21 protein-coding genes are annotated in these 22,732 nt (G+C 36.5%); 2 read left to right on the forward strand and 19 right to left on the reverse strand.

The genetic code is table 11. The features are described 5' to 3' along the window. Window positions 1-35 precede the first annotated feature (35 nt). The 17 genes from AC4PID_RS05735 to AC4PID_RS05815 all read right to left on the reverse strand — a co-directional run bounded on the left by AC4PID_RS05735 (window position 36) and on the right by AC4PID_RS05815 (window position 18,634). The gene (locus AC4PID_RS05735; RefSeq protein WP_492134610.1) at window positions 36-1,679 is read right to left on the reverse strand and encodes an RCC1 domain-containing protein; all 1,644 of its coding nucleotides are present in this window, start codon (window positions 1,677-1,679) and stop codon (window positions 36-38) included. Further along, complete coding sequence (locus AC4PID_RS05740; RefSeq protein ID WP_492134611.1) at window positions 1,679-2,506, reverse strand: bifunctional 5,10-methylenetetrahydrofolate dehydrogenase/5,10-methenyltetrahydrofolate cyclohydrolase; 828 nt, start codon at window positions 2,504-2,506, stop codon at window positions 1,679-1,681. Before AC4PID_RS05740 ends, AC4PID_RS05735 begins: the two co-directional genes overlap by 1 nt. 68 nt (window positions 2,507-2,574) lie before the next feature. Beyond that, the gene (locus tag AC4PID_RS05745; protein WP_492134612.1) at window positions 2,575-3,612 is read right to left on the reverse strand and encodes an ABC transporter substrate-binding protein; all 1,038 of its coding nucleotides are present in this window, start codon (window positions 3,610-3,612) and stop codon (window positions 2,575-2,577) included. Between the two features lie 98 nt (window positions 3,613-3,710). After that, on the reverse strand, window positions 3,711-4,484 hold the full coding sequence (locus AC4PID_RS05750) for an ABC transporter permease (protein ID WP_492134613.1): 774 nt from the start codon (window positions 4,482-4,484) through the stop codon (window positions 3,711-3,713). Beyond that, entirely contained in the window at window positions 4,478-5,314 is an 837-nt protein-coding gene (locus tag AC4PID_RS05755; protein WP_492134614.1) for an ABC transporter permease, read from the reverse strand. The genes AC4PID_RS05750 and AC4PID_RS05755 overlap by 7 nt, the downstream gene beginning before the upstream one ends. Window positions 5,315-5,316: 2 nt before the next feature. Further along, window positions 5,317-6,357 carry a spermidine/putrescine ABC transporter ATP-binding protein gene (gene potA, locus AC4PID_RS05760; RefSeq protein ID WP_492134615.1) on the reverse strand — a complete coding sequence of 347 codons (1,041 nt, stop codon included), beginning with the start codon at window positions 6,355-6,357 and terminating at the stop codon, window positions 5,317-5,319. A gap of 15 nt (window positions 6,358-6,372) precedes the next feature. Then, window positions 6,373-6,912: a helix-turn-helix domain-containing protein gene (locus AC4PID_RS05765; protein ID WP_492134616.1), complete on the reverse strand. Its 540-nt coding sequence runs from the start codon at window positions 6,910-6,912 to the stop codon at window positions 6,373-6,375. A 166-nt stretch (window positions 6,913-7,078) separates the two neighbouring features. Continuing rightward, on the reverse strand, window positions 7,079-7,990 hold the full coding sequence (locus tag AC4PID_RS05770; RefSeq protein WP_492134617.1) for a chemotaxis protein: 912 nt from the start codon (window positions 7,988-7,990) through the stop codon (window positions 7,079-7,081). 235 nt (window positions 7,991-8,225) lie between these two features. Next, the gene (locus tag AC4PID_RS05775; RefSeq protein WP_492134618.1) at window positions 8,226-9,413 is read right to left on the reverse strand and encodes a glycine C-acetyltransferase; all 1,188 of its coding nucleotides are present in this window, start codon (window positions 9,411-9,413) and stop codon (window positions 8,226-8,228) included. Window positions 9,414-9,455: 42 nt separating this feature from the next. Then, the gene (locus tag AC4PID_RS05780) at window positions 9,456-10,466 is read right to left on the reverse strand and encodes an epoxyqueuosine reductase (RefSeq protein ID WP_492134619.1); all 1,011 of its coding nucleotides are present in this window, start codon (window positions 10,464-10,466) and stop codon (window positions 9,456-9,458) included. Next, window positions 10,463-12,115: an ABC transporter substrate-binding protein gene (locus AC4PID_RS05785; protein ID WP_492134620.1), complete on the reverse strand. Its 1,653-nt coding sequence runs from the start codon at window positions 12,113-12,115 to the stop codon at window positions 10,463-10,465. The genes AC4PID_RS05780 and AC4PID_RS05785 overlap by 4 nt, the downstream gene beginning before the upstream one ends. Before the next feature lie 9 nt (window positions 12,116-12,124). Next, window positions 12,125-12,685 carry an ArsR/SmtB family transcription factor gene (locus AC4PID_RS05790; protein ID WP_492134621.1) on the reverse strand — a complete coding sequence of 187 codons (561 nt, stop codon included), beginning with the start codon at window positions 12,683-12,685 and terminating at the stop codon, window positions 12,125-12,127. Window positions 12,686-12,757: 72 nt separating this feature from the next. Beyond that, window positions 12,758-14,347 carry a PP2C family protein-serine/threonine phosphatase gene (locus AC4PID_RS05795; RefSeq protein ID WP_492134622.1) on the reverse strand — a complete coding sequence of 530 codons (1,590 nt, stop codon included), beginning with the start codon at window positions 14,345-14,347 and terminating at the stop codon, window positions 12,758-12,760. Window positions 14,348-14,372: 25 nt separating this feature from the next. Next, window positions 14,373-16,019: a nucleoside kinase gene (locus AC4PID_RS05800; protein WP_492134623.1), complete on the reverse strand. Its 1,647-nt coding sequence runs from the start codon at window positions 16,017-16,019 to the stop codon at window positions 14,373-14,375. 8 nt (window positions 16,020-16,027) lie between these two features. Continuing rightward, window positions 16,028-16,852 carry a hypothetical protein gene (locus tag AC4PID_RS05805; protein ID WP_492134624.1) on the reverse strand — a complete coding sequence of 275 codons (825 nt, stop codon included), beginning with the start codon at window positions 16,850-16,852 and terminating at the stop codon, window positions 16,028-16,030. A 16-nt stretch (window positions 16,853-16,868) separates the two neighbouring features. Continuing rightward, a complete protein-coding gene (locus tag AC4PID_RS05810; protein WP_492134625.1) occupies window positions 16,869-17,771 on the reverse strand; it encodes an RluA family pseudouridine synthase in 903 nt (300 codons plus the stop codon). A gap of 11 nt (window positions 17,772-17,782) precedes the next feature. Then, window positions 17,783-18,634, reverse strand: coding sequence for a GNAT family N-acetyltransferase (locus tag AC4PID_RS05815; protein WP_492134626.1), 852 nt, complete (start codon window positions 18,632-18,634; stop codon window positions 17,783-17,785). 127 nt (window positions 18,635-18,761) lie between these two features. On the opposite strand from AC4PID_RS05815, the gene AC4PID_RS05820 reads away from it, so the two are divergent. After that, window positions 18,762-19,250, forward strand: coding sequence for a hypothetical protein (locus AC4PID_RS05820; RefSeq protein ID WP_492134627.1), 489 nt, complete (start codon window positions 18,762-18,764; stop codon window positions 19,248-19,250). 153 nt (window positions 19,251-19,403) lie between these two features. On the opposite strand, the gene AC4PID_RS05825 is transcribed toward AC4PID_RS05820, so the two are convergent. Together AC4PID_RS05825 and AC4PID_RS05830 are read right to left on the reverse strand one after the other, a co-directional pair. Continuing rightward, entirely contained in the window at window positions 19,404-20,138 is a 735-nt protein-coding gene (locus AC4PID_RS05825; protein ID WP_492134628.1) for a pseudouridine synthase, read from the reverse strand. A gap of 73 nt (window positions 20,139-20,211) precedes the next feature. After that, window positions 20,212-21,546 (reverse strand): RsmF rRNA methyltransferase first C-terminal domain-containing protein, encoded by a 1,335-nt coding sequence (locus tag AC4PID_RS05830; protein WP_492134629.1) that lies wholly within the window; start codon window positions 21,544-21,546, stop codon window positions 20,212-20,214. A gap of 159 nt (window positions 21,547-21,705) precedes the next feature. Here AC4PID_RS05830 and fba point away from each other — a divergent pair, with 159 nt between their 5' ends. Beyond that, entirely contained in the window at window positions 21,706-22,641 is a 936-nt protein-coding gene (gene fba / locus AC4PID_RS05835) for a class II fructose-1,6-bisphosphate aldolase (protein ID WP_492134630.1), read from the forward strand. Window positions 22,642-22,732: the final 91 nt, after the last annotated feature.

Raw genomic sequence — 22,732 nt, forward strand, 5'->3', positions numbered from 1 at the left:
ACAAAAGGTTCTCATACCATTATACATTATTATTACTACTTTGAACCCTCATTTTCGATAAAATCATTGAAATTGTCATACATTTTTTTCTTTTCATATCTACCTGACAAATCATTGATAATATAAAAATCATTATTAATATCTAGAGCAAAGCCTTTTTTACCACTGTTTGTAAAATGCTTCACATAAGATATGCCTGGTGCCTCAGTAGGATCAAATATTGGTTTACTAGCAGGTGAATTGAAATTACCCCATATATAAATTTTTCCCGTTTTCAGCAGAGCAAGTACCAAAGACTCTTTTGCTCTAATGTTTTCAACGTCTTTTAGACCGATGATCTCTGTAGGAAATAAAACCTCTGACTTGCCCTTCATCCCTAACTGACCATAGGTATTATTGCCACATCCGATTACTTTACCCGATTCTGTAACGACAAGCGAATACTTATCGCCTGCATGAACACTTTTAACATTTGAGTATAAGCTAACCGATGCGTTAGGAATACTCCCCTTATAACCAACCGCTAATTGACCATGTGAGTTATCGCCCCACGCCATTACGGTCCCATCGTATTTAAGTGCCAATCCAAAATTTGAACCACATGCGATTTGCTTAATCCCAGATACCCCTGAAAGCTTTATTGGCGTTGTTGAATCCACCATATCTTCTTTCATCAGTTGATTATATGAATTATCGCCCCATACATAAACATTGCCTTCATAATCCAGTGCGGCAGCAAACTTATTTCCTGCAGCGATTTGTTTGATATTTTCTAATCCCCATACGATATTTATGGTCTTCTGATTATTTTTATCACCCGTTGCAAGCTCACCATTACGGTTACTACCTGCCGTACCTACTGAACCATCGTGAAATCTAAATACATTGAAGTTTTCACCACATGCAACATCGAGTACAGAATCATACATCGAATTGTACTTTAAATCAGGCGACGCATGAAGCGATCCAATTCCCAATTGTCCAAACTCGTTTTGTCCTCTAGAAAGTGACTTACCATTATTATATACCATGAAAAAAGAACCATCGTATGTTTCAATCTGTTTAATGCCTTGTTCCTCTGCTACTTTTATTTCTCGTTCAAAGACGTCCGACCAATTGCCATTTTTATCTTTGATCTTAAGTCGGATCGTGTAGATTCCAGGCTCCTTAAATGTAGCTTGTTTGTTTTCCCACTTTTTTTCAAGTATTTCGCCATCTTCAGCAATACACGAAGTCGTATCATAAGTAATATACGAGGTTGTTGTAAATTTATTATCGGGTTTCATTGAAAAATGAGCGACTGGTTTGATTCGGCTAAGATCATTTACACGTCTTAGGGTCAAATATGTGTAAATGCCATTGATATAAGAATCCCCTCCGATTTCATTGATCAATGACTGAGCTTCTTCTTCAGGGAGACCAGAGACAGTAAGAAACTTACCATCTAGGGAAAGTGCGTATCGCTTTAAGTTTAGCTTAAAGGGCACATTTATATAAGAAGTCAAGCGCCTTATATCTTTTGCATAATCTGGATGATGCTCTCTATATTCTGTCATTGCATTGAGAAAAAGCTCGTAGTCCCTGTAAACATCTATAGGGATTTCATCCTTTTCCTTTGCAAAATACACTGCTGCGCCAATTATTGAACTGATAGTTAAAACAATCCCTAGGATATTCACTATTTTACCCCTTTAAAATGTTCTATGACGTTTAATAATAAAACTGCATTTGTTACTGGACCTACGCCACCAGGAACTGGTGTAATCATTTGCACGTAGTCTTTCATACTCTCGAAATCCACATCGCCAACAAGCTTTCCTTCGACTTCGTTCATGCCTACATCTATGACGATTGCTTTTTCACTAACCATTTCTCTTTTTAAGAAATTTGCAATGCCAACTGCAACGATAATAATGTCCGCTTTTCGAGTATGTTCTTCTAAATCGACGGTTCTAGAATGACAAATGGTAACTGTAGCGTTATTCTCCATCAGCATAACAGCAAGTGGTTTGCCAACGATATTACTTCTACCGATCACAACGATGTATTTCCCCTCTAGATCGATTTCGAGTTCCTTAAACATAGTAATTACGGCAAGTGGTGTACAAGGACGTGTCGCCTTCTCACCTTTGAATAATCGACCTGCATTAATTGGATGAAAACCATCCAAATCCTTTTCAGGCGCAATTGCCATAATTACTTTTTCTTCGCTAACATGTTTTGGTAGTGGCATTTGAACCAAGATACCATCTACCTCTTCATCTTGGTTTAATTTTTGAATATGTGCCAATAAATCATGCTCAGACAGTGATGTGTCAAATCGATCTAAGCGATAACCAAAATCGACACTATGACAGGTTCTCTCTATCATTCTTAAATATGCTTCTGAGGAAGGATTATCGCCCAACATAATGGCTACAACATTGGGTTTTCTATAACAGTCTGAACAACAGTTTCTTGCTTTATCTTTAATTTTCTTCGCGATTGCATTGCCGTCAATTATCATATAGCCTCCTCGTCTAACATACCAAATGAGCCCATTCACTAAAAATGGGCTCATCGTTAACTCAATCATTATTTTGCTTTGATTTCTGTCCAAATACGATCGTATTCTGAAATAAAGTCACCTGGATCTTGGAAGATTTCGAAATTTGTTAATAACGCATCATCCGGATAGGCATAAGTCGTACCCATCAAAGCTGGATCCAATAGTTTCATCGTTTCATCATTACAGGTCGCATAACCAACATAATCTGCATTCTTAAATCCGATATCGCCTCTGCATAAGAAGTTGATAAACTCATGAGCAGCATCGATATTTTTTGCACCTTTTGGAATAACAATATTGTCAAACCAAATATTAGAACCTTCTTTTGGCAACACGTACTCAAAGTTATCATACTCTTGAATAACATTACTTGCTTCACCAGACCAAACAACTGCCATTGCAGCTTCTTCACTGATTAACATGTCTTTTACATTATCGCCAACATAAGCAAGCACTAAAGGTTTTTGTTCAATTAAGGCTTGTTTTGCTGCTTCTAGTTCATCAACACTCTTAGTATTCATAGAATACCCAAGTTTTTTAAGTGCAACCATTATTGAATCTCTTTGAGAATCAACCATAGTAAATTGATTTGCATATTTTGCATCCCAAAGAACGCTCCAAGAATCAATTGGATCAGTAATAAGATTTGTGTTATAAATGATACCTACAGTCCCCCAGAAATAAGGTACTGAATACTCATTATTAGGGTCAAAATCTAGGTTTTTAAACCTATCGTTTATATTAGCATAATTCGGAATTTTAGTTAAGTCAAGTGGCTCTACTAAATCTTCTTTGATCATTTTTTCGATCATATAATCTGAAGGAATAGCGATGTCATATTGAGTGCCACCCTTCTTAATTTTAGTGTACATTTCTTCGTTTGTTGCATATGTCTCGTAGTTGATCTTGATACCTGTTTCTTCTTCAAAGGTATCGAAGATATCCTCATCTATATAATCGCCCCAGTTGTAAACATTTAATACGACTTGATCATCTTTCTTACAGCCAGTAAACAAACTGCTGACGAGTACGACCATTAACAAAATTGCTAAAACTCTTTTCATTATCATTCTCCCTTCTCAATCTTCTGTAAGCACAGCTTCATCTTGGATAAACTCACACAACCCAATCAAATGGTCACTGAATCTATCCTGATCGCTTATCAGATTTCTTCAATTTTTGTTCTCTTATTGAGTATTAATAACAGTATTAAAACTGTTAAAAACATTAAAGTGGACAGTGCGTTAATTTCAGGTTTAATGCCTCTTCTTGCCATAGAATAAATCGCTATTGATAAGTTGCTTACTCCGTTACCTGTATTAAAGAAACTGATAACGAAATCGTCAATTGATAATGTAAATGCAATAAGAGCACCTGTTATAATTCCTGGTTTAATCTCAGGATAAATAACTTTTCTAAAAGCATACCATGGTGTTGCGCCTAAATCCATTGCCGCTTCTAGCATCTCACTTGGCATCTGCTTAAACTTAGGCAGAACCGAGAGCACCACATAAGGAATACAGAAGGTCACGTGCGCGATAATCATCGTAATCAGACCCAGTTTCATATTTAGCGCAACGAATAACGTCATTAAAGAGATACCTGTAACGATATCTGGATTTAAAATGGGTAGTGAGTTGATATTTAAAAGCACTTTTTGCTTAAGCGGCTTCATGTAGAATAGACCAAAAGCTGCAAAAGTTCCAATGACAGTTGAGATCGCTGCTGCAATAATTGCAACCAAAATGGTGTAATAGAGTGAACGCATAATCAAATCATTTTCAAAGAGACTTTTATACCAATCAAAGGTAAATCCACCCCATTTAGCAGTCGATTTTGAATCGTTAAATGAAAATACGGCTAGAACCGCAATAGGCGCATAGAGGAAACCAAACATGAGTGCTGTATAAAAACGTTTTAGCCATTTTCCTACCATAGTCCTGTCCCCCTATCTTCAGGATTATCCCCGCCGACTTTATTCATAACAGCCATAGAGATTAAGATCAGAGCCATGAGAATCATTGCAACTGCAGAACCAAAATTCCAATCATTGACGACGAGATATTGCTGTTCGATCAAGTTACCGATTAACATGTACTGTCCACCGTAAAGTAAGTTAGAAATAACGAAGGTACTTACAGCTGGCATAAATACCATTGATACACCTGATAAAACACCTGGAATGGACAATGGTAAAATCACTTTTGAAAATACGGTTACTTTATTGCCTCCTAAATCTTCTGCTGCTTCAATTAAGCTAGAATCCATCTTCATCAAAACCGTGTAGATTGGCAATACCATAAATGGTAAAAAGTTGTACACCATACCTAGTAATACTGCGCCTTCTGAGTAAAGAAACTGTACTTGAGGCAAACCGAAAAAAGATAAAATCCCATTCAATACACCGTTTTTACCAAGTATCGTCATCCATGCGTAAGTTCTGAGTAGGAAATTCATCCACATTGGAACAACAAACATCATAACCGCAAAGGTTCTGTACTTAACGTTCATTTTTGCCAAAATCATTGCCATTGGATAACCCAATAATAAACAAATTGCAGTTGCTTCAAGTGCGATCTTAAGCGATCGTCCTAACACGGTAATATAGATAGGATCAAAAGCACGGGCAAAATTTGAAAAAGTAATTGATAAATTACCATCGCCATCGGTTTGAATGACACTATAGCCAAATACCATCAAAAGAGGTACGACGATAAACATAATTAACCAAAATAAGTAAGGTCCTGAGGCAAGCCTTTTTATCATTCTTACCCCTCCTTGCACATAATGTGAATGTCATCAGGTGTCATAAACAGCCCAACTTCAGTGCCTTCTCTCTCCATAGTTGTGCTATGAACCATCCATTCACGATCATTTTCTGCTACGAGCATTTCGTAGTGTACACCTTTAAATACAACTGACTTAACAACGCCAGTCAACAAGCCCTCGTTTTTTGACACGAGCCTCACATCTTCCGGACGTACAACGACATCTACGTTTTCATTTCGATCAAAGCCTTTGTCTACGCATACAAATTCTCTATTACAGAAATTTACTTTATAATCTTCAAGCATCACACCATCAAAGATATTACTCTCACCTATAAAGTCGGCGACAAAAGCATTTTCCGGCTCATTGTAAATATCAATAGGTGATCCGATTTGCTGAATTTCACCTTGATTCATGATAATTATTTTATCAGACATGGTCAAAGCTTCCTCTTGATCATGAGTAACATAAACAAAGGTGATCCCCAACTCTTTCTGCATGTTCTTAAGCTCTATTTGCATTTCTTTTCTTAATTTTAAATCCAGCGCACCTAACGGTTCATCTAAAAGTAAAACTTTGGGTTCATTAACAAGTGCTCTAGCAATAGCAATTCTTTGCTGTTGACCTCCTGAAAGTGAATTGACACTTCTCTTTTCAAAACCGCTCAAATTAACCAATTCAAGCATTTTTGCAACTTTAGAAGCCACCTCTTTTTCACTGGTCTTTTTTATACGCAATCCAAACGCAATATTCTCATAGATATTCATATGCGGAAATAATGCATATTTTTGGAATACGGTATTAATTTGTCTCATATAGGGAGGGACATTTGTAATTTCTTTTCCTTCAAAAAAAAGTTGACCTGAAGTCGGCGTCTCAAATCCAGCAATCATTCTAAGCGTCGTCGTTTTGCCGCAACCACTTGGTCCAAGTATCGTAAGAAACTGATTTTTTTTAACCCAAAAATCAATGTTCTTTACCACTGGAACACCATTGAATTCTTTTGTAATGTTTAGTCCTTTTACGATTTTATCGCTCATGATTCCCTCCAGATGCTAGAAATTAGGAGGGGTTCCCACCATTAATAGAACCGCTTCCCTTTTCCCTTTATTTACAATTTCATGTCCTTTATTTGCCTTGTAATAAAAAGAATCGCCCGCCTTGGCAACGTATTTCTTACTGCCAAGTCTAATGACGACTGATCCTGATAAGACATATCCAAATTCTTCACCAACATGCGGCTCATGTTCATCATACGCACCATTTGGGGCTAACGTCAGTAAAATAGGTTCCATCATATTTTTCTGAGCATTTGGAATAATCCATTCTAATTTATATCCGATTTCTTCGTTTTCTTTCTCAAAGAAATCTTCAGTCCTAAATACGATTTTTTCTTCAACGGTTTCACTAAAAAACGATTGAAGATTTGTGCCTAAACTCTCTAGAATATCCACGAGGCTGGCTATGGACGGCGAAGTCATATCGCGTTCTAACTGCGAGATAAATCCTTTAGACAACTCACAGCGATCCGCTAGCTCTTCCTGTGTAAGATTGTTTTCTAGTCTGAGACGTTTTATCTTTTCACCAATCTGCACAACAAGCTCTCCTTATCAATATTTTTTATAATTTATCAGTAAATTTTAAGTTTACTATCATTAAACTTTTCACTCGATTTATTATACTTTATACTTATTTTATCGTCAACACCAAAAAAAAATAAAAAACGCAACACTTTGTAGTGCTGCGTTTGAGACATATAAATTATTTTGTAATATTTAACAATTGGTCAATGAGTTTTACAAGATTTTCAATCTCAGGTTTACTCATTTGTGCATCAGCACCTACTGCTTCACCTTTATGAAGAAGGTCATCTGTAATTAAAGATGAGAAAATAATAATAGGTAATTTTTTGAGAACCTTATGCTCTTTTATTCTACGCGTTAATGCATGACCATCTAATTGTGGCATTTCAATATCCGTAATCAGTAAGTCAATATCATTTGTGAAAGCATCGCCCTTCTTATCTGCAAGCATGCTTAAATATTCCAACGCTTGCATACCATCATCGAAGAACTTTAAATTCATAAAGCCTGCTTTTGTAAGCGTATCAAGTAATACCTTGCGTATCATAGGCGAATCATCCGCAAGCGCAACCTTGATCTTAGAACGATCTTTAACTTCAATCTCTTTAATTCGATCCATATTGATCCCTGTATTCGGGTTAATATCCATAACGATTTTCTCAAAATCAAGAAGCATTATAATCTGATCGTTGAGATTAATGTTCCCAATAATCAATGAATTTGAAGTTAATTCATCTGGCTTATTAATCGCATTCCAACCAATTCTATTGATGCCAAGAACGGTTTCAATGGCAAAGCCAACTTTGATTTTATTAAACTCACATACTAAAGTCATGCTGTTTTTAACATTTGGATTCTTTTGATTTTCTAAAACGTAAAGCAAATCCACTATGGAAATCATTTCTCCACGGATGAGAGAAATTCCCGATACTGCTGGATGTGAGTTTGGTATTTTAGCGATATTTTCTATCTGTAGTAACTCTTTTACTTTTACGACATTAATAGCATAATGTACACCGGCAACTGTAAAATGAAGTATTTCAACTTCGCCTGTACCACTTTCGAGTAAAATACCTTGTTTATTTTCCATAACGTAAGCATCCTCCATTTTTTATTTGACAGCATTGACCTACAATGCGACCTTTAGATATATATTCTATTATACATATGTCACACTTATTAATAAACAACTTTTATCAACCAAAGCATTTTGTATGTAAAACTATTTCCATTATACCCATGCGTATCGCTTAAAATCAATTTTCTAAATAAGAAAAGCATTCCGAATTAAAGAAGACTCTTCAAATAAGGAATGCTTATAATCTTTATAATAATGACATCTCTTTTCCAACTTGCTCAAAAATTTGAACCGCTCTTGCAAGCTGCTCTTCTGAGTGAGCTGCTGTAACCATGCAACGTACTCGACCAGTTCCCTTCGGTACCGTTGGGAACACGATTGGAGAAACGAAAACGCCCAATTCTAGCATACGTTTAGAAAATGCAACGGTTTGTGCTTCATCGCCTATGATTACTGGCGTAATAGGGGTTTCACTAGCACCTGTGTTAAAGCCAAGTTTACCTAATTCAGCTTTGAAAAACTTAGCATTTGACCAAAGACGATCCGTATACTCAGTTGTCGAGCTCAACAGTTTAACTGCTTCTGTAATCGCACCAACAGCAGCTGGTGGCAATGACGTACTAAACAATAGTGGTCTTCCTCTGTGAAGTAGCCATTCCTTCATAACCTTGCTACCCGCTACATAACCGCCGATAACGCCAATCGCTTTTGAAAGTGTGCCAATTGAAAAGTCGATTCTACCATGTAAGTGGAAATGATCTACTGTTCCTCTACCATTCTCACCTAAAACACCTGAGCCATGTGCATCATCAACATAAGTCATACACTCGTATTTTTCTGCTAGTTCAACAATTTCAGGTAGCTTAGCTATATCGCCATCCATACTGAAAACGCCATCCGTTATGATAAGACAATTTGTATACTGTCCTCTTTTTTCTTTTAATACTCTTTCTAAATCTGCCATATCGCTATGTTTATAAACGGCTTTATCTGCTTTAGATAATTTAACACCGTCAATAATACTCGCATGATTAAGCTCGTCAGAGATGATAAGATCACCTTTATTTGTAATGGCTTGGATTGCACCAGCATTACAGTTAAAGCCAGATTGGAAAACCATAACTGCTTCTTCTCTTTTAAATTTAGCGAGTTCGACTTCTAATTGCTCATGTATATCCATATTTCCAATGATCGTTCTTACTGCACCAGAACCAACACCATATTTTTCAACTGCTTCTATAGCTGCTTTTTTTAATTGTGGATGATTTGCAAATCCTAGATAATTGTTAGAAGATAAGTTAATCACTCGTTTACCATTGAGCATGCACTCAGGCTCATTTGCACCTTCAAGAACAGGTAAAACACGGTAAACGCCTTGATCTTTAAGTTCTTCAACTTGATCTTGCAAGTACTTTAATTCATGTACATTTGACATTGTAACCCTCCCAAATATGTGATTTACGATTTTAGTATATCACTAACTGTCCGCGGTGGAAACACAAAGACTATTTATTGCCCAATTGTAATATTCTCCGAGCTTTTCATCCCTTTTAAGCTCTGAAAGTCCTAATAACTGTCGATAGACTTCTTCTGATTTCGAATTACCAAGAATCAAAAGTGCATTTCTTTTATAAACCCAGAGCGAACGCCAAGCAAAGCCCATGTGTCCAAATTTTTCTTTAAATTTCTTATTATTTAAAGTTAACAATTCAAATAAATCCACCCAATTTGGGGTTTCCGATGAAAGGAGTGGCTTTAGCTGTAGCCCCGTATTTGCTGGACATACCTCTTGGCAGATACTACAACCGTATAGACGTACTTTAAACAGGTCACGATGTAAATCTGAAATTTCTTTCTTGGTTTGAGTTAAAGCAGATAGACAAGCAGAACGATCAGTAACATCAAACCCACAGACGAGCGATGGACAAGCCGTTACACATTTACTACACGCTTCACAGCGCAACTCATATCTCGGATAAAGTACTTGATGCGCAGGGATCTGACTAAATAGATTACGATTTCGAATCACAATATACCCTATAAAAAAACGCGTCCCTAATTCAGGATGAATCAACAAGTGGTTTTTCCCAAGTGATCCAAGTCCAGAAAGATAACCAATCTCACGATCGTCATAGGGAGAAACGTCAACAAAGGTATGAACCGTTTCAGGACTTAAGCTGTATGCTTCACACATTTTGTCACTTAATGGACGGAGTAAGTTTTCTATCTCCGTATGATAATCAAACCCCCAAGCAAATGACTCAACACGCCCATATGACGAATTGGGCCTAGGATGATTCGTCTTTAATTGATAAGGAATTGCACATGAAATAATCGTACCCGTTCCAAGACTTTGAAGCGTCGCTGAAATTTCAGTACAATCATTATTCATACATTTACCATCTTTTATTAAAACAATGCCCCAATGTTTAATCATTAGGGCATCCAATTCTAGCTTTATTAATTCAAAGTCATTGATCTGCATCATTGTAGTACCTCAACCTCGATGTTGCTTATTTTACCAGTCCAAGATCCATAAGCGTCTATTGTCAGATTCTTTACACGGCTATTGTATGCCCATACCGATTTCATTCTAGCAATCGGAATAACAGGTAACGTCTCATTTTGAAGCTGATGCCACTCAATATAGTAAACTTCCCTTTCATAATTAGAATTCACTTCGTGAAGCTTATCAAATAACGACTGGGCAATGGCATTATCATAGCCACCAAAATTATAAAGTCCAGCTTCTGAATTAGAAAACAAAACTTCTGGGTTCTCATAAGACTTAATCTGCCAAGCTAAATTCCACATTTGAGGAGTAGCTCCCTCTAAAAGTTGCGTCATCATCGTTTGATAGTCAAGGTACTGAAGTTCTACTTCGACTCCCAATTTACGCCAATCACTTTGTGCCTTTTGTGCAAGGTTATAGGACCAGCTCAGCTCTGGAAAGACGACATAAGTCACCTTTAAGCGCTCTCCATTTTTCTCTCTATAGCCATCACCATCGGTATCTTTCCACCCAGAGGCATCTAACAATTCAGATGCCTTATCAAAATCATAGGCATATGCGTTTAGCTGTTGAGCGTCCATCGCATACTCAGAGTTGTCTACTGCCATAAAGTTAATCACATCTGCATAGCCTTCCCATTCTGATTGAACAAAAGATTGACGATCAAGTCCATATATTAGAGCCTTTCTTATCTTATCATCAGATAACAATGCATCTTGAAGATTTAAACCAATGAACATAGATGTATTTGTACCTTGCGTCATCACTTGCCCAAAGGGTAGTGATTTAATTTCAACCACAGAAGCTCTCTCAGCTGAGAGTCTAAAAAGATCAATTTTACCTTCCGCAAACTCAGCTTTGGCTTGTGTCTCGTTTAACAGCTTAATCAAAATGCCCTGTAACTTTGGCTTTCTCTGAGTCGTATTTGAGCTAACCGATAAACTCAAGCTTTCGCCTGAATTATAGTCTTCAAACTTAAATAGCCCCGTTCCCATTGGCTCTTTATAAGTCGTTACAAATGTATTAAAATCATCTGCTTTATAATACTTTTCAGACAGAATTGGAATCTCAAGGGATTTTAAATTGTCACCCGCATTGGATTTAAAATTAAAAACGACCTCAGAATCTGATATTGCCTCCACAGAAACCAAATGTTCTTTCACCTCTTGATAATAGCCATTATAAGCTTCATCTAGCACCATTGAATACGTAAATACAACATCACTCACAGTAAGTTTCGTTCCGTCCTGAAACAAAATATCAGGTTTCAATTTGACATTTACCGTCTTCTCATCCTCTGAAAAGCTATAGCTTTCTGCGAGAACCTCTTCAGAATTTCCCGCCTTATCAAACGCAAACAAGCCATTAAACACAAGATCATTGACCCAGTATTCAACGGCTTTAGAACTATAAAGCGGATTAAATAAACCTTCTATATCATCGACACCTACCACTAATACATTGGATCTTGAAACTGCTGGATTCGAAAAAATCTCCTGATTGACAGGATCCGTAGCAGTTGTTTTGGGGATGTCATTTTTATTAGTTTTTGGCGTACAGCCTACTAAAATGAATACAATCATGAAAATGGGAAGAACGCTTTTTGCGAATTTCCGAAACACCATTTAATACTCCTATTCCTTGTCAGGCATTGGAAAAACCATTTTTGCCAAAGAATGTCTTTGAGCACCTTCTCTTGGCTCAGTTTTATCTTCTAAATACGCATCAATCATTTTTGTAATTTTTTCATTTAACTCTTTTGCTTCTGACTCTGTTAGAAAGTAATCACTATAATGTGCCACTTTTCTTGTGATACTACCGGTATAATTTTCTACCGACTCATAGAAATCTCTCGATATCCCTTCAAAGAAAGCTACCGATACATTGCTGATTGAGTCCGACATTTCATCATCTAAAGTCACGGCACTAGAATCAATAATTATCTTATAAGCAACTGGACAATAGTATTTCTCTACAACACCATATTTCGTCACTTCTTGAACGAGCTCAATTATGCCCACTTTCTCCAAAATCTTAATGTGATAATTTACTCTACCATGTGGTTCGTCTAACATTTCAGCAATTTGCTTAGCTGTTTTTGCTTTACTGTCAAACGCTTCAATAATGTCAAGTCTGTACTGTTGAGAAATTGCTTTGATTTGTTCCAAGTCTTTTAAGACAATAATATCTTTCATAGTCACCCTACCCAATTTTTGTTTTCTTTTCAAAAATAATTATAATTCTTATGTCTATACCCGTCAATAGAACTACACTTCTAATAGAATGTAGGTGATGTCGTCGTTCAATTCATGCTTGAATGGTTTTATTCTCTCTACGATCAAAGCATTGAGCGCTTCCATTGAATAATGCTGATGTGTTTGTAAAAGTTCAATCAATTCGTCATAATGATACGTATTATTTTTTTTATTGTCAATCAATCCATCCGTGAAGAATAATAGTCGATCGCCCTTATCTAGTTTAATCCGCTCACTTTTAAATTCAACTTCTACTTCGTCTAACAACTTACAGATTGGAAAACCTTCACTTTTATCTAAAAGCTCAATTTTCCCATTTTTCTTGAGGCGAATTGGACTACAATTTAACCCCGCTGAACAATATGTTAACATTTTTGTGCTCAAATTCATAGTCGCATATATTAGAACCATATGCATTTCATCTGGAAAATTCATTTTATTAAACTCATTATAGAACTGAGTTAACACTTGATCGGGCTTTAATCCAAAATATCTCTGCAGATTTTTATCATTTGATCTTAAGTGATTGCCGCTGAACATCGTTACCAGAGCAGCAGGAATACCGTGTCCTGATACATCCATTAGATAAAATGCAACGTTATCTTCATCCACACGGTAATGATCAAAAAAGTCACCACTGAGTCTTTCACATGGGAAAAATTCAGAAATAAAAACACTGTCGCGATATTGTACTTTTCCTTTAGGCAATAGCGACTGCTGAATCATCTTCGCATAGTCAAGCTCATCAATGAACTTCTGATTGGCTTCACGCATTTGATAGGTTTTTTTGTCAATGATTTTCTTTAAATTGACCGCATAAAGATTAAACTGTGTTTGAAGTGTTTTCTGTGCTTCATATGGAATCAGTAGATTGCTTTGATTGAGATAAAAATAATAATAACTAAATCCAAACCCAAAGAGAATGAGACTTTGGATTTGCATCGTTATGCTTAAAGGCATCAAAGTAAGTAGCATTTGTCCTACCAGCATTGTTGTAAAGGCAAATAGGTAAGCAAACTGATTTACTACATCATGTCTTAAAATATAGTCATAACATATGATGACTAAACAAATCACTGCACCTCCGTTGATTAAGAACATTAGACTGTTTAGATCAAAGAAGCCAAGCAGCGATATTCGAATCATAATCACTTCAAAAATCAGATAACCGATCCCCATTATTGATAGTTTCGGAAAACTTGTAAACCACCCTGGCAGTCTACGTTGCAACTCAAGTGTCGCAATTCCAAATACAAAATAGAGCTTTCCCATGGATAAAATCAAAGACATAATTTGCCAATTTTCATAATTCAAAATCAACAACCACATCAGAGCACCTAATAAATTAACCATAAGAATAAACAAATAGGTGGAAATCGCAATATAAATGGTGTCGATTCTAATTCTACTGTGATAGTAAGCTGCATTAGACAAAAGTGTCACCGCAATCAGATTAACACCCAAAACTAGGCTTAGATAAATTTCTAAATCGTTATAAAAGGTAGGGAACAAGTAACTATTATTCACCAGCAAAAGCGACATAGCAAAAAAGAGGGATACAAGATACGATCTCTTAATTGAAAAGCCTTCTTTATCAATCATAGTTACCTCCCAGCTTATCTATCGCTTATAAATCAAAACCGCTACCACCAATGAACTCCTTAAGAATAGAGACTTTTGGAACCAAATCATCATCCTCAATTGACATAAAATAGCCAAGAAACTTCTTAAGCATTAACGCCTCACTATATTCAGGTTCATCACTTGTAATCGCCTCTAATAAAGGAAGTGCATGCTTTTTAAGGATTGCCAATTCATAAGGTAGAGCAGTGTTAAAAATTTCATCGGCTTGTTCCTGGAACGGAAAGATGTTGAGTTCTTCTCCCCTTCTAACAGATGCCCACATACCAATGGTTTTTTTTGCACTATGGCCTCTGAACTGATTGTCTCGAACGATTCTTCTTAGCAATCTCGTCTGTGTGGTTGGTATTCTATTATGCTCGTCAATGTTTAGCTGTGTCAGTGCACTCACATAAATTTTAAACTTATCTCGCTTAAATATATGTGCCGTTAATCCTTCATTTAATCCGTGGATACCTTCTATTATGATAGGTTGGTCTTCGTCAATTTGCATAAAATTCCCACGGTATTCTCTTGTACCGTTTTGGAAATTAAACACTGGCAAATCCACTGGTTCGCCATCCAGCAATGCATTTAGATCTTTGTTGAATTGTTCAACATCCACTGCTGCTAATGACTCAAAGTCGTAATCGCCATTTTCATCACGTGGTGTTTTATCTCTATTTACAAAGTAATTATCTGTCGAAACTGTAACTGGATTAAGGCCGTTAACCCTCAATTGAATCCTTAGACGATTGGCAAAAGTAGTTTTTCCTGACGAAGAAGGCCCCGCGATTAAGATGACTCTTTTCTTACGTTTAGTTATCTCATCCGCGATATGTGCGATCTTCTTTTCATGTAAAGCTTCAGCAATTTGTACAAGTTCTTTGTGTTGATCGGTTTGAATCATTTGATTCAAATTGCTAACGTAACCGATGTTCATAATATGCGACCACTGCTCTGACTCTTTAAACACTTCAGCAATCTTTGGTGACTCCACAAACTCTGGAAGTTGATTTGGATAATACTTTGTCGGATGCATTAAAATAGCACCATCATCGTACTTGATAAGATCAAACCATTTTACATAGCCTGTGCTTGGTACCATATAGCCATAAAAGTAATTGTGTACGCCATCACATTCATAAAGACGAATATAAGGATTTTGTCTAAATTTTAAAAGCTCTACCTTTGAAAACATATGATTTCTTTCAAATTCTGAGCTGGCATCTTCAATAGAAAAGTTTTCTTTCTTAAATGGTAAATTTTGTTCAACATATCGTCTCATTTGATCTAGGATGATCTGATAATCCTCATGTGTCAATCGACGTTTGTAATCGTATTCACAGTACAAGCCTTTGCTTAGCGAATGTTCAATTCTAACTCTAATTCCTTCAAAGCAAGCCATTGCAGCTCTAGTCATAATAAAGGCTAAGCTTCTTTGATAGATGCGTTCACCATCAGAGTGTTTGAGATCGATCAATTCCACTTCACATTCTGGCATAATTTCATGTGTTAGTTCTCTAAGCATGTTACCACATTTGACGGCAACGATTAACGGCATCTCATCCTTCTGAATTTGCTTAGTAATTTGTTCATAGGTATCACCTGGTTCATACGTAAAAGCACCATATTGTTTTACTAAAATCTCCATATTGCCTCCTATTCAAAATTCGCTGTTGTGCTTTGATTGATTTTATAGTAGGTGTTGTAATCCTTATCTAGAAATTCTGAAATCAATTCATTGACGATAGAGTATTTATATCTTTGAACTTCGATGCCAAGTGATAATAGGCAGGTTCTAAAATCATCGAGTACATTATATGGATTGCCATAAACCTTTTGAATTTCTTCTGCACTAACGCCTTTAAATCCATGACCAATCAAGGAATCATGTCTTAATTCAATCAATTGGTTCATTTTTTCTGAATTCATAAGCTTAATAATTGGATCGACAACCTGAGTGTTCTTATCATACTTTCTGAAGTAAGTATTTAGAGCGAATATAAGATTGCTATTGAAAATCTTGTAGTGATTTCTTAATATTTTTAGGATTTCTTTTTTCTGCATAAATCGCATCTGAAAAGTAAAATTTCGATCTGGCAATTGGCTTTTGATAAACATGTATTTGTAAATGGCTTCTTTAAATCGGTAGACCCTTCCTAGAAAATCGATATATTCTTCATTTACTATTTGAAATTTTAAATTTTCAAGTAGTTCTGACATGAGAATATCAGGGTGACCATCGTTAAGCGCATCTAGATTGACAATCAACTCTTCGGTTTTTGAATGCGCTTTACCTTCATCAGAAAGCTTCTTCAACAAATTTCTCGCAGTATAAAAGTCAAAGTTTACCGCATATCTGCAAGAATTAATGACGATAGCAGAATCCATATGCTCCATACTTTTATTTTTCAGTATTTCATAAGCACCGCAATAGTCATATCGCTCTATTAACTTCTTAATGACTTGCATCGATTCTAACATATTGCCTCCAACTGATTTATTCGGTTTGCGACTTTATAAATTCTTCAATTTCTAGGGACTTTGCTTCAAACTTTTGTCCATCAACGACCAATCGATTGCTATGCAGCAACTGATTATTGTTACCTGCAACGCGTCTGCCACCGTATTTCAAATCGCCTACAATTGGATGCCCTATATACTGCATCGTCGCTCTAATTTGATGACTTCTTCCAGTCATTAGCTGAACTTCAACCAATGTGTAAGTGCTAAAAACCTTAATTGGTTTGTATTTTGTATGACAATATTTTGCATCATCCTGATCTTCATCTAAAATGCTAACTTTGTTCAAGTACTCATCCTTTACGAGGTAGCCCTTTACTTCACCCGATTGCTTTAGTTTGCCATGAACGACACAGATATAAAATTTCTCTACATTGCGTTCTCGCATCAAGGCATTATATTTTTTCAACGATTCATAGGTTTTGGCAAAAATGACCAAGCCACTTGTGTTTTTATCTAATCTGTGGACGGGTGCAGGCTTAAACGTAGGCGTACACAAATCCCTTAGATAAAACTGAACGATAGTCGCCAAGGTGTTTTTGTACTCTGTTTGGTCTGGATGCGTCAACATGCCCTTAGGTTTATTGACGACTAAAATCTGTTCGTCCTCATAGACGATATCGAGTCCCAGCTTACTTGGTTTTATTGGTTCAAAAACCTTAATCATCGCAGCCATGCTCTCATCTGAAAGATAGATCTCTAAAATATCATCCTCTTTTAAAAAATAATCTTCCTGTGTGATTCGCTTGCCATTGATTTTAAAAACCTTTTTCCGAATAAGCTTGTATATATTGCTTCTAGTTGTATTATTAAAATACTTGAGTAAAAATCTATCCAATCTTTGTTCCGACTCATTGCCGGTAATTGTTATCTGCTTCATATCTTCTCCATTTAATAATCTACGGTCATCAAGGTATACGTTTCAACACCTTTATACCCAATTTTCTCATAAAGCTGCTTCGCCTCTTGATTATTGTTCTTTACAAACAAATAGGGTTGTTTGCCTCTTTCGAGCAACTTATTAGTCAAACGCATCGAAACTGCTTTTGCATAGCCTCTTCTTCTATATTTCGGCGAAACATAAATGCCCGATAAAATCCCCATACTCTCGGTTTCATCTTCTATGAATCCTTGTGCGACAATTTCATTGTCAATGGTCCCTAATACATAATTATCCTGATTCATTAGGAGCTTTAAATCCTTTGACAAATCGTTGATCGCCTTTACCTGTCTACCAAAATGGGTTTCAACATCTATGAAAAACTTCATATCGTTAATTAACTCATCAATCATCTTATTTCTACCACTTAAGAGCGTCAATGCATTTGGGTCAGATTCTTGTTCACTTGCTAAGCCCACTTTGTCGGTTAATTGCGTATAAGTCATCAGTAAGATTTTCGCTTCACTGGTTGCACTGGTCGCTCTGCAAATAAGTCGATAAACACCATCTACTGCAGCTGATAAACCTTTAATAAATCTTGGTTTATAGTATTTTATCGCTTTTAGTAAATCCAAGTTGCCAAGTGCCTTTTGATTGACGACGTGAAGAGCGAGAACACTTTTGTTCGAAAAATAAAAAACGGCTGTCAATTTTTCGGATTCTTGGTAGCCGTAGAACGTCCCCTCCAAATTTCCTTCTTTATACTGAGCATATGGTTTAATAAGGTAGATTGCCTCATCTCCAGCAGCGTTTATATAGGCTTCCAGTTCTTGACTGTGTTTTTCTTCTAGTTTAATTAGCATAATGCACCTCAAAAAAATTGTAACACGAAAGTAATCTATTTGAAAAGAACAATACTATGAGAATACCTTGAATTATGTTATTCTATAAGTAGTAATCTGGAACAACCTAAGTTAAGGAGCGTTAAAAATGTTCGAAAAAATCAAAGATTTTTTATATGATATAAGTGATATAGTACTTTCATTAATCATCATCGGCTTAATTTTCTTTGCCGTTTCATGGAAAATTTCCGATACACTCAGTATGGATGTTGAAGCGCCTACAGATAGCGTTATCGAAACAACCACAGGTAGCCAAATCTCAGTAACACCAGTAGAAACTACAGAGGCAACGGTTGAAAGTACTGAAGAATCCACCGAAGCCACGACAGAACCGACTACAGAGGCTGCAACAGAAGCACCTAAGCTTGAAAACTTTGTAGTAGCAGAAGGTGAGCTTGGCTATACAATCGGTAAAAACTTAGAATCGCAGGGGTTTGTAGCAGATTCCGATGAATTTGTTAAACGCTTAATTGAAATGGGCTACGATAGTAAATTACGTGCTGGCACATTTAAAATTAGCAAGACGGATTCACTGGATACCATTATCAAAGTTCTAGCTGGACAGGGTAGAAACTAGTCGCAACTCGCTTATAACTGAAAATCAGATATAAATTCTTATTCATCTCTTAAAATCATCTGATATCGAGTTCACAGATATCACCATAAGCAACATTATGCCTATACTAAATAAAACCTGATTCTTAAAGAATCAGGTTTTTTATTTCTATCATTATAAATCAATTCCTTTAGTTAAAGCTTTAAACTCATCCTCTGTTAGCGGTCTGAATTCTCCAACTGCCAAATCGTCAGGTAGTGAAAGTTCATTCATTTTAATTCTTTGTAAATACGTTACCTTTAGATCAATTGATTCAAACATTCGCTTCACTTGATGAAACTTACCTTCATGAATGGTCAGCTTGACTTCGCTCTCATCCATTGACGTGCTTAATATTTCAAGCTCAGCAGGCTTACACTTATAGCCATCATCTAGTGTTATTCCCTCTTCGAATTGTGCAACTGCCGAGGCATTTAACGGTCCGTTGATAAATGCGCGGTAGGTTTTAGGTACGTGTTTTTTTGGCGCTAACAGATTATGCGTTAGCTCACCATCATTCGTAATTATAAGCAGACCCTCTGTATCGATATCCAGTCTTCCAACTGGAAACAAATCATAATGATCATATTCAGATCCAATCAATTCTAGAACCGTTTTGTGGAATTTGTCTTCTGTTGCTGAAATATAACCATCTGGTTTATTCAGTAACAAATAGACATGTTTGATATAGACAACTGGAATACCTTTATAAAGTATTTCGTCCTTATCAGGATCCACCTTCTCTTTTCCTGTTCTTACGGTTACGCCATTGACTTTAACACCGCCAAATCGTAGTGCATCTTTCATTTCACTTCTAGAACCTTTTCCCATATTGGACAAAAGTTTATCTAGCCTAATTTTTTCACCCATTCTTGCTCCTTATACAATGAACACATGCTTATACACTTGAGTTCCGTTTTATTTTTTAGTGTCAATTTGAGAATTATATCATTCGCCATGATACTGGGTACATATTTTTCAAAGTCCCATTGGCAATTTTTGCAAAACCAATTGGATAACCATCTGTACAGATCAAATGAAGACCACTGTTGTCTGAGTTGACAAAAACCGTCTCTCCTTTCAGATAGCGAACCACTTCATCTCCCGAAGCAGGTAGATCTAAAACAGGATGGAAATCCATCATCTTTAAATACATTGCCATAGCTTGACTCGGTGCGAACCTGCCTTTTTTTATTTCTCCTAGCAATAGACCTTCTCTTACCACTTTTAACCCCTTTGTTGGAACTTTAATCTCTGGTTTAAGATAAAGTTTTTCTCCTACGAGTGAAAAGAAACCAGTCATTGGCTGTGTGAAATGTGTCGCCATAAATTCTATAAAAGCTTCTGGCGGCTGATTTTCCGGATACTTTTCTACTTTATAATTTGTCTCAAAATTATCAGTAGCCTGTATGCTGGCGATGAAATGACCTTCCCCCATGTGCTGGTGGGGCCAAATATGTGTCATATAACGCTTTGATACATCATCATAATCAATGGTATTTAAGCTAATATCTCTTGAAACGAATTGACTTGGATTCTCTAACAAATACGCTATCTGCTCTTCATTTTCCTCAGGTGCAAAGGTGCAGGTAGAATAAACAATAGCCGCATTCGAAGCTGCTAACCCCTTTAACTGATCAATGATTTCCCTTTGCATCGATTGACACGCTAACGGACCAAACGTTTCGTAGGATTTAACCGCTCGTGGATCTTTTCTAAACATTCCCTCACCCGAGCAAGGTGCATCTACTAAAATTCGATCAAACCGATTGCCAATTGCTTTAGCAATTTTATCTGGAGATTCATTTAATATCAATACATTTCTAAGGCCAAACTTTTCAGCATTTCTTAGAATGGCTTTCACTCTTGTTTCGTTGATATCATTGGTAACCAGCAGCCCCTGATCTTTTATATTGGTTGCGATTTGCATGGATTTTCCACCTGGAGCAGCACAAGTATCTAAGCATAGATCACCAGGCTCAGGTGCTAAAGCGACCACTGGTGACATCGCAGACGGCTCTTGTACATAAAATAACCCTGCATAAAAGTATGGATGCTTGGTTACAGGATCTTCTGGTCGATAGTAGAAGCCATCTTTCGTCCATGGAACAGGTTTTAAAGGGTAGGGAAAAATCTCTAAGAATTTTTCCACGGTTATTTTTAATGTATTTATCTTCAAACTGACATAGTGTTCTCTGTCATAGGAAGCTTCAAAAGCTTCATAGCTCACACCAAGCTGCGTTTTCATACGATTAACAAAGTGCTCTGGTAGTCTCACGGGTCACTCCTCATCCCTACGGGATATTTACAATCTTTTTTCATTTTAAAACTAGTAAATTCAAATTACATGCTATATAATATCATATATAGCAGGGCATTGTTAATAGGTTGTTATCAAGATTTGCACTTAATCCATATATTAAAAGGAGTGATTCGAGTGCCATTAGTAACCACTAAAGAAATGTTTAAAAAAGCCTATGAAGGCGGATATGCAGTTGGCGCATTTAACGTAAACAACATGGAAATTATCCAAGGTATCGTAAAAGCTGCTGCTGAAACAAAATCACCATTGATTCTTCAAGTATCTGCAGGTGCAAGAAAATATGCGAGCCCAGTTTACTTGAAAAAATTAGTAGAAGCTGCTTTAATCGAGCATCCAGAGCTTGATATCGCACTTCACCTTGACCACGGTGATGATTTCGAAATCTGTAAACAATGTATCGACGACGGTTTTACTTCAGTTATGATCGATGGTTCACACCATTCATACGAAGAGAACGTAGCACTTACTAAAAAAGTCGTTGAATACGCACACTCTAAAGGTGTTGTCGTTGAAGCTGAGTTAGGAAGATTAGCTGGTATTGAAGATGCGGTTAACGTATCTGCTGAAGATGCTACTTATACTGATCCTCAACAAGCTGTTGATTTCGTTACAAGAACTGGTTGTGACTCATTAGCAATCGCTATTGGTACAAGCCATGGCGCTTACAAATTTGCTGCTGATTCAGATCCAAAACTTGACCTTGAAAGACTTAAAGAAATTTCTAACTTACTTCCAGGATTCCCATTAGTACTTCACGGTGCTTCTTCAGTTATTCCTGAGTATGTAGAAATGTGTAATGAATACGGTGGTCAATTAGTAGATGCTAAAGGTTGTCCAGAAGATCAATTAAGAGAATCTGCAAGATACGGTATCTGCAAAATCAACATCGACTCAGACTTGAGACTAGCTTTGACTGGTACAATCCGTAAGCAATTTGCTTTAGATCCAGCAAACTTTGACCCAAGAAAATATTTAGCTCCTGCTAGAGAAGCTATCTACGGTATGGTTAAACACAAAATTGTTAACGTATTAGGTAGCAATCAAAAATAAAAAATGCTAATAGTCAGGCCTTTGGAGACAAAGGCTTTTCTATTCGAATAAATTGATAATGATTTAACAAATGATCGTCTTTGAATTGGGC

The organism is Fusibacter sp. QWL-12 (assembly GCF_058683495.1).